The sequence below is a fragment of the Holospora obtusa F1 genome, assembly GCF_000469665.2.
Classification (GTDB): Bacteria; Pseudomonadota; Alphaproteobacteria; order Holosporales; family Holosporaceae; genus Holospora; species Holospora obtusa.
Genome location: NZ_AWTR02000089.1, coordinates 1 through 7,278 on the forward strand (window position 1 = coordinate 1; position 7,278 = coordinate 7,278).

The window sequence follows — 7,278 nt, forward strand, 5'->3', positions numbered from 1 at the left end:
CCTTAAAAACTTACGGACGAAAAATATGATTATTTCAAGCAGAAATCAACTATTGCTGCGTAACATCAGTAAATTAGTTCAGGTCGATGGAGGATCAGAATTCATAGAAAACTTTGAAGATGCTTGTGCTCAACTCAAACTTCCTCTAATCGTTTTGCCGCCTAAGAAACCAGAGTATAACGGTGGAATTGAATGAGGCAACAGAACCTTTAGAGAAGATTTTCGTACAGATTTTTTAGAAAATTCTGTGCGCGAAATGCAGGCTGCATTAAGCAAAGCTTTGGTAAAATATTATGAACTCGCACACATGTATTGTAAAACAATAAAGTATATGATATAATGCTCACGGATATGTTTTATAACAAAAAGGATAATATTATGATTAAATTACTTTTATTATTGACGTCATTTTTTTCTTTAAACATAAATGCAGCAAAATTGTCTCCGATGGAAACTCCTTTTGGAAGAGTGTATTCTAATTATGATAAAAATCTTTTGAGTGTTCTTCCTGGACTTAGTGATCATAAAGACGAACAACGCTTCTTTTATCAACAACCCCGTGCAGAAGACGAAGAAGTATTGGATCAAAATATTCAAGCATCTGCTGAAGAAAATGTTTCTAAGATCATCAAATGATTCTCAAAAGATAGAATTAAAGAAGCCTCAAATGAAATAAACAATTTCATAAACAATACTTTAGATCCTTTGGTTAATGTAAAAGAAAAATTGATAGAATGCACTAATGCGCGCATGTATGCTCCAGAATATTTTAATGAGAGAGAATATAATGCTTTTAAAAATTCTGAAAAAAACTTAGTAGAAGCTGTAAAAGTTTTTTTTGAAAATAATAATATTTCTGAAAATGAAGTACAAAAATATGAAAATCGACCTGAAGCGTTGAGGGATATCATGTCTTTTATACGCAGAATATTTATGAGGTCTGTAAGTAATGATCCAACGTCTCTTTCAATTAAAAAAAAGATAAATAAAAAAGTAAATAATGTGAAGCAGATAGACATGCGCATTCCTGAAAAGAAAAAAAACCAAGAAAAAGATCTTGAAGTAGAGAAATAAAATTTTAATCAAGGCGTTTTTCTTATAAATATTTTTTATCAAATTTTTGCGTAAACTAAACTCCTTGGTAACAAGGTGAAACGAAAACTAATATATTAATTTATCAAGACTTAGTTTTTTTACTTACTTTATGTGAAGACAGAAAATTTACCTGTTTTCTTAGGGTTCTGTGGTCATGAGTTAAAATATGATATAATAAAAATATCTCGTGACCACACTGTTTAGATGTTTAGTCCCAATAAGAAGTGGTTAGGATCAATTGTAAAGTATTGCGCATAAATTTATCTACTGGTTTAAAATAAGTTGCCAAGTCGTTTTCCCTTTAATAGCTTGCAGTCTTTTGACAAAGTTATAAGCCATAAGATAAGCATGCAGATGCTGTTTGAGCTGATCCATGAGATGCATAATAAAAATTATTCACAGTTACTTCTTTTAAAGCTCTATTCATCCGTTCTATCTGTCCATTGGTCTTTCGATGCTCACTGTTATTTTCATTACAGACACGCTGAAATATATGCGTAACTGCATGTTTATGGTGATTATGATGAATAAATAGACTACCATTATCGGGGTGAGGACCTTATGTATTCTATAATTTATAAGATGACGTAAGAATTCAGCAGCAATCATCTTAGTTTTTTTGTATGAAGCTTTGTATAGGTAAACTTAGATATCCTATCCATTGCAACGTACAAATACACCTTGCCTTCAACTGTTCTCGCGTCTTCTATTCTATGTGAATAACCAATAGGATATTGCTTAAATTTTTTTATCAGCAAGAAATTACGCCTTGTTTTTCAGGTAAAACAGAACAATCATGGCGCTGTAAACATCTATGAAGACTGAATCTGCTAAAATTGTTTCTTTCAGGCTATATTTTCTTAGCCCCCCATCGGAAGATCTTTTGTATCTTCCCTCTTCCTCCATTTTATGATCGTTTTTGGATTAACATTAAACCTTGCGGCTGATTTTGCTATGCTCTCTTGACTATTACGAATCTCTCTACGGGTGACCTTCTGTTGTTCTAGCATTTGCATGTAATAGTTGCCCCATAAGCTTTTTCTCCATACAGTGTGGTCTTCATAAAATACACTAGAATTCTCTGGGACAAACATTAGCGTAAAGTATTTTTTTGAAAAAGTAGGACTTTTTATCATTTTGTTTATTGTATGAATAGAATTTTTTCTAAAATTAGTGTATCTTGAACTGTGCGATCTAAAAAAATTTATGCGATAGATTGGACACTTCAGTTTATACAAAAATTCGTCACCGTATTTCCATTGTTGATCTTGTGTCTGAGTACGTTAAGCTGCGCAAAAAAGGAAATCATTGGGGTGCATTATGCCCCTTTCATCAGGAAAAAAGTCCTTCTTTCGTTGTTCAGGAAAATAAAGGAAGTTACCATTGTTTTGGGTGCGGTGCCCATGGGGATGTCATTGATTTTGTAAAAAACATTGAGGGCATTACTCATGCGCAGGCTCTTGAAAAACTTGCAGAACGCGCTCATATTTCCCTGCCAAAGGATAAACCTGAAAAACATAAAGATTTTGAATTAAAGCATTGTTTGTTGAAAGTATGCGATTTTTTTGTTCAGGCATTGCAAAATCATCCAGCTGCTCTTCATTATTTAAGAAAGAGAGGGATTTCTCTTTCGTGTCAAGAGCATTTTAAGTTGGGGTGGTGTGATGTTTCTGTGATGAGTGCGATTAAAGCTCACTTATCTAGTGATGTGTTGATCAAATCCGGTCTGATAAGCGAAAAAAATGGAAGAAATTTTTTTGAAGGACGGATTATGTTTCCTATCCTAAATAGCAAATCTGAAGTTTTGGGGTTTGGAGGAAGAAGCCTACAAGATCAAAAAATGCCAAAATATCTTAATTCTCCAGAAACACCTCTTTTTGTGAAGCATCAAACGCTTTATGGTATAGGCACTTTAAAGCACAATAGCTCATGTGTAATCGTTGAAGGGTATTTAGATGCGCTTGCGTTTTGGAAATATATGCCTGCTGTGGCATGTTTAGGCACATCTTTATCTGAAGAACACCTGCGTATGATTTGGAGTATCACGCCAGAACCCATTGTGTGTTTTGATGGTGATCAAGCAGGAAAAAAAGGGGCTTACAGAGCGTTGTGTACCGCATTACCACTTTTAGAGCCCGGCAACACTTTGCGCATTGCGACGCTTCCCTTTGGGCAAGATCCTCAAAGCATCCTTCACTATCAAGGATGGGAAATGATGGAGCGTATTTTGAACGATGCGAGTCCTCTTTTTGAGGCACTCTATCAACATGTGTTTTCTCAAGAAGTTTCTTTGACTCCAGAGCGCCAAGCAAAAGCTGTTATTTTGTGGAAGCAACAGATAGAAACTATTCGAAATATAGAGGTTAAACGCGCATATCAAGCTTTTTTTAAAGAACGTTTTTATAAGAAACGGACTATTTTTTCAAAAAATCAGCAAGTATCTTGCTCAGTTTCTGTAGTATTAGGCGTGGAAATTTTACTAGGTTCTGTGTGTATTTTTCCTGGATTATTGGGAGAAGTCCAAGAGCTGCTTGTTCAGCTTTTTTGCCCAGATGCGTATATCCCTCTTAAAGAGGCGCTTATCGAATGGAAAGTGCATCAAGAAAATGATTTTGATACGTGTCATCACGTTCCAACACTTGTAAATTTTTCTGATATCAGTTGGTATGAAGATTTGATTCGTCGTATAATGCCGCACTTGGTTTTTTGGAAACATTTGAATCTTCAGGACTTACAAGAGCAATGGATAGAATTATTTAACACGTATCAGACAGAATTTTATTTGAAAGGGGTGAGAAGCCACCTAAAAGACGATGTTCAATTTCTTTTTTCTCAATGGGAAGAGCTTAAATTGCTTACGTTAAAAGATGATGCGCTTTAGTAATATGTTTTTTCAAAACGTTACACTATAGTACATTAAGTCTAATTTTACAAAAATAAGCGTGGTTTTTAGAAGAACATTCTAAGATCGTATTAGCCAAAAAAGTTTCTCTTTGATCATTGAATATCATTTTTTGCATTTATTCATAAATCTCAACTTAATTTACTATAAAGAGTGCTTATATAAAAATAAAATAAAAAATCAAATAGTATTTTCAAATCTCGTAAATTTAAAAGTAATCATTTCCATTTTTATTCATCGATCTTTTTAATACCACATGAATTAACGTAGAAATAAATAAAGGACAAGGTAATAACTACAACAAAATCCGCACTTCGTAGATTCAGAAAAATCCTGATTTACCTTTCTGATCTACCTCTAAAAAAATTTCGGTTCTGCATAAAAATTGAGCTTAAAGAGTTTTTTAATAATTCTTTCATCCGAATCTCTAAATATAGAGGATATTTTTCAGGATTACTAGCCTTTCTTCAAGCATGCAACACTCGTCCTTGAGCTGAAAGCACTGCTTCGTGAATCATTTCGCTCATAGTTGGATGGGGAAATATTATAGAGCAAAGCGCTTCTGGTGTCCCTTCCAACCCTTTGGCGACCAAAAGAGCACTTAATAATTCAGGACTTCCTTGTCCAAAAAGATGTGCTCCCAACAATTCTCCTGTTGTTTCATCAAAAATAATTTTGATTAATCCAGGACCAGAGTCTTGTGCTAAGACCTGACCGTTTCCAGAAAACGAAAATTTTCCAACACGTATTGCATGTTGAGTTTTAGCTTTTTCTTCCGTCATACCAAAACTTGCAAACGGAGGAAGAGTATAAATACATCCCGGTACAGACAAAGGATCTATAGTATGAGTGACTCCTGTTACGATATGTTCTACGCACGCTATTGCCTGATGACTTGCAAGATGCGCTAACCAAGGAGCTCCAATTACATCGCCAATGGCATAAATATTTGGTTCATCTGTTTGAAAAACACCATTTACTTTAATATGATCGTGATTCACACACACACGTGTTTTTTCTAATCCTAAATCTTCAGTATTCCCTGTAACTCCGATAGCAACCAATATACGATCGGTTTTAACACAACCATGCCAAGACATATTTTTATTTTGGGTATTAGAAGCAACGAGAGCATGAATCATATCTTCTTTAATTGTGACTGACTTTAACTCCATTCCTAAATGAAAGTCCATCCCCTGTTCTTGAAAAATTTTGTATGCAAATTGCCTAATCTCATGATCTTCAGAAGGAAGTATACACCCACCTTGTTCTAGTATCGTGACTTGTGTTCCTAATGCTTGATAAAACGAAGCAAATTCCATTCCTATGGCTCCAGCGCCAATAATAAGTAAACGCTCTGGTAAAAAATCTGGAGTCATAGCAGAGCAAGCGTTCCAAAAAATTTCTTCCGGAATATTTAAAGAAAGAGATTTAGGTTTTGCTCCCGTAGCAAGAATCAGGTGTTCGATCTCTAGCTCCATAGAGCCGCTCCCTGAAACTTGAACAAGCAGAGACATTGGTCTACATTCTTTAATGCGACCTCTTCCTTTGACCACAGTAATATTGTGTTTTTTCATTAATCCTTGAAGCCCTTTCGTAAGGGTTTGAGAAATGCTTCGAGAACGCGAAACCATTTTTTTTAAATCAAACGTTTTGCCTTGAATTGAAATACCGTGTTGAGATAATTTTTCTAGATCGCGCCATAGTTGAGCACTTTTTAAAAGAGCTTTCGTAGGAATGCACCCCCAATTCAAGCATACTCCCCCAAGATCACACTCTTCAATAAGCACAACAGACTGCTGAAGTTGAGCTGCTCGAATAGCGGCAACATAGCCCCCTGGTCCTGCACCAATAATTCCAATATTGTACTTCATTCAAACACACCTACGGACGAATCACTTCTTATACTCAGGGTATCTTATCAAATTTTTTATGAAAATGTCTAGGTTGCTTTTTTTAAGAAAGATTTTTTGTATTTTACCTTATCAAAATTTCCCCCTGTATCTTCTTGTCCTCACATGCAATTCTAGGTTGAATTGGGCCTTTCAACAAAGTAAAAATATTAATTTTTGTCTTTTTTATTGTAATAAAAATTTGCATCTATTTCAAAATAAATATTTAATAGTGAAAATTTTTGTATCGGTAAAGAGCCCCTTTTGAAAAACGTTGATCTAAAAAAATTACTTTACGTTTTAGTTTATCTTTTCAATACGCTCGATTAGTCTTTGTTATAGACTAGATAAGATTTTTTCACTATGTCATGATAGCATCTATTAAATAATTACGTTTTGTGCGTTCATGAAGTTACCAAAACACTTAAGTCGTTGTATCAAGCAAGGAAAATATATTATAGAATTCGTAGGGTTTTCAGGGATAGTTGCATTTTTTACTTTGTTTAGAGCAAAATCAGCTTCAAAAATTGGTGGAAAATTTGCTCAATGGGTTGGACCTTTGCTTCCGGTACATCGCGTTGGAATGAAAAATTTGATACATATTTTTCCAAATTGGTCGCATTCTCAACGTCACTGCGTATTAAAAAAAATGTGGTTCCATTGGGGAGCAGTATGTGCAGAATACTGTCACTTAAAATCGCTTGATTTCAAGCACATAGAAATTAAAGGAGAAGATTTAATTCGCAGTTTTAAAGATAAACCTTGTATTTTTATCTCTGGACATTTTGGAAATTTTCAAATTATTTCTTTTGCGTTGCAACACCTAGGATTTAAAGTTACTCAAGTGTATCGACAAGCCAATAATCCGTGGGTTGACAAAACTATGCAGAAATTTCAACGTCAAACTTGTAACCGCGTGGTATCTAAAGAAAATCATTCGGTTAAAGCTATTGTAGAAACACTTCAATCGCACCAAGCGGTTTTAATGCTCATAGATCAAAAATTTTCTCAAGGTCCTTTAATTCCTTTTTTGAGGCACCCTGCACATACTACCGTGACCCCTGCGCGATGTGCTAAAAAATATCAGTGCCCGCTAATTCCTGTTTATGCGCAGCGTTTAGGTGAAAATCGTTTTAAAATCGAATTTTATCCGGCAATTTTTTACAAAGATAGTTTTGAAGAAATGATTCAGCGTGTAAATGAGCGCTTAGAGAACGAAATTCTCCAAAATCCAGAGCAATGGTTTTGGATTCACAAACGATGGCCATTTTCTTATCATTAACTCATCTTACGTAGCACCTTTCAAAATTTGAAGTTCATTGAACATTAAAACATTGGCTTTTAACAATAGTTTTTGTTTTATTGCAAAATGATTCAATGAGGTTTTCA

General features: G+C 34.6%; 5 protein-coding genes and 2 pseudogenes. 5 read left to right on the forward strand and 2 right to left on the reverse strand.

All coding sequences use genetic code 11. The annotated features are described in order from the left end of the window. The 3 genes and pseudogenes from P618_RS08265 to P618_RS05700 all read left to right on the forward strand — a co-directional run. Positions 1-196 (forward strand): annotated as a pseudogene (locus tag P618_RS08265) (IS481 family transposase); the annotation flags it as partial. Positions 197-378: 182 nt separating this feature from the next. Next, entirely contained in the window at positions 379-636 is a 258-nt protein-coding gene (locus P618_RS05695) for a hypothetical protein (RefSeq protein WP_021828063.1), read from the forward strand. 90 nt (positions 637-726) lie between these two features. After that, positions 727-1,074, forward strand: a complete 348-nt coding sequence (locus tag P618_RS05700; RefSeq protein WP_156919035.1) for a hypothetical protein — start codon at positions 727-729, stop codon at positions 1,072-1,074. Positions 1,075-1,359: 285 nt separating this feature from the next. Here P618_RS05700 and P618_RS08320 read toward each other — a convergent pair. Next, positions 1,360-2,127: pseudogene (locus P618_RS08320) on the reverse strand (transposase family protein). Between the two features lie 184 nt (positions 2,128-2,311). Between P618_RS08320 and dnaG the strand changes: the two are divergent. Beyond that, positions 2,312-3,976: a DNA primase gene (gene dnaG / locus P618_RS06190; protein ID WP_021828067.1), complete on the forward strand. Its 1,665-nt coding sequence runs from the start codon at positions 2,312-2,314 to the stop codon at positions 3,974-3,976. A gap of 488 nt (positions 3,977-4,464) precedes the next feature. On the opposite strand, the gene lpdA is transcribed toward dnaG, so the two are convergent. Then, a complete protein-coding gene (gene lpdA / locus P618_RS05715; protein ID WP_021828068.1) occupies positions 4,465-5,871 on the reverse strand; it encodes a dihydrolipoyl dehydrogenase in 1,407 nt (468 codons plus the stop codon). Between the two features lie 424 nt (positions 5,872-6,295). On the opposite strand from lpdA, the gene P618_RS05720 reads away from it, so the two are divergent. Continuing rightward, the gene (locus P618_RS05720) at positions 6,296-7,171 is read left to right on the forward strand and encodes a lysophospholipid acyltransferase family protein (RefSeq protein ID WP_021828070.1); all 876 of its coding nucleotides are present in this window, start codon (positions 6,296-6,298) and stop codon (positions 7,169-7,171) included. Positions 7,172-7,278: the final 107 nt, after the last annotated feature.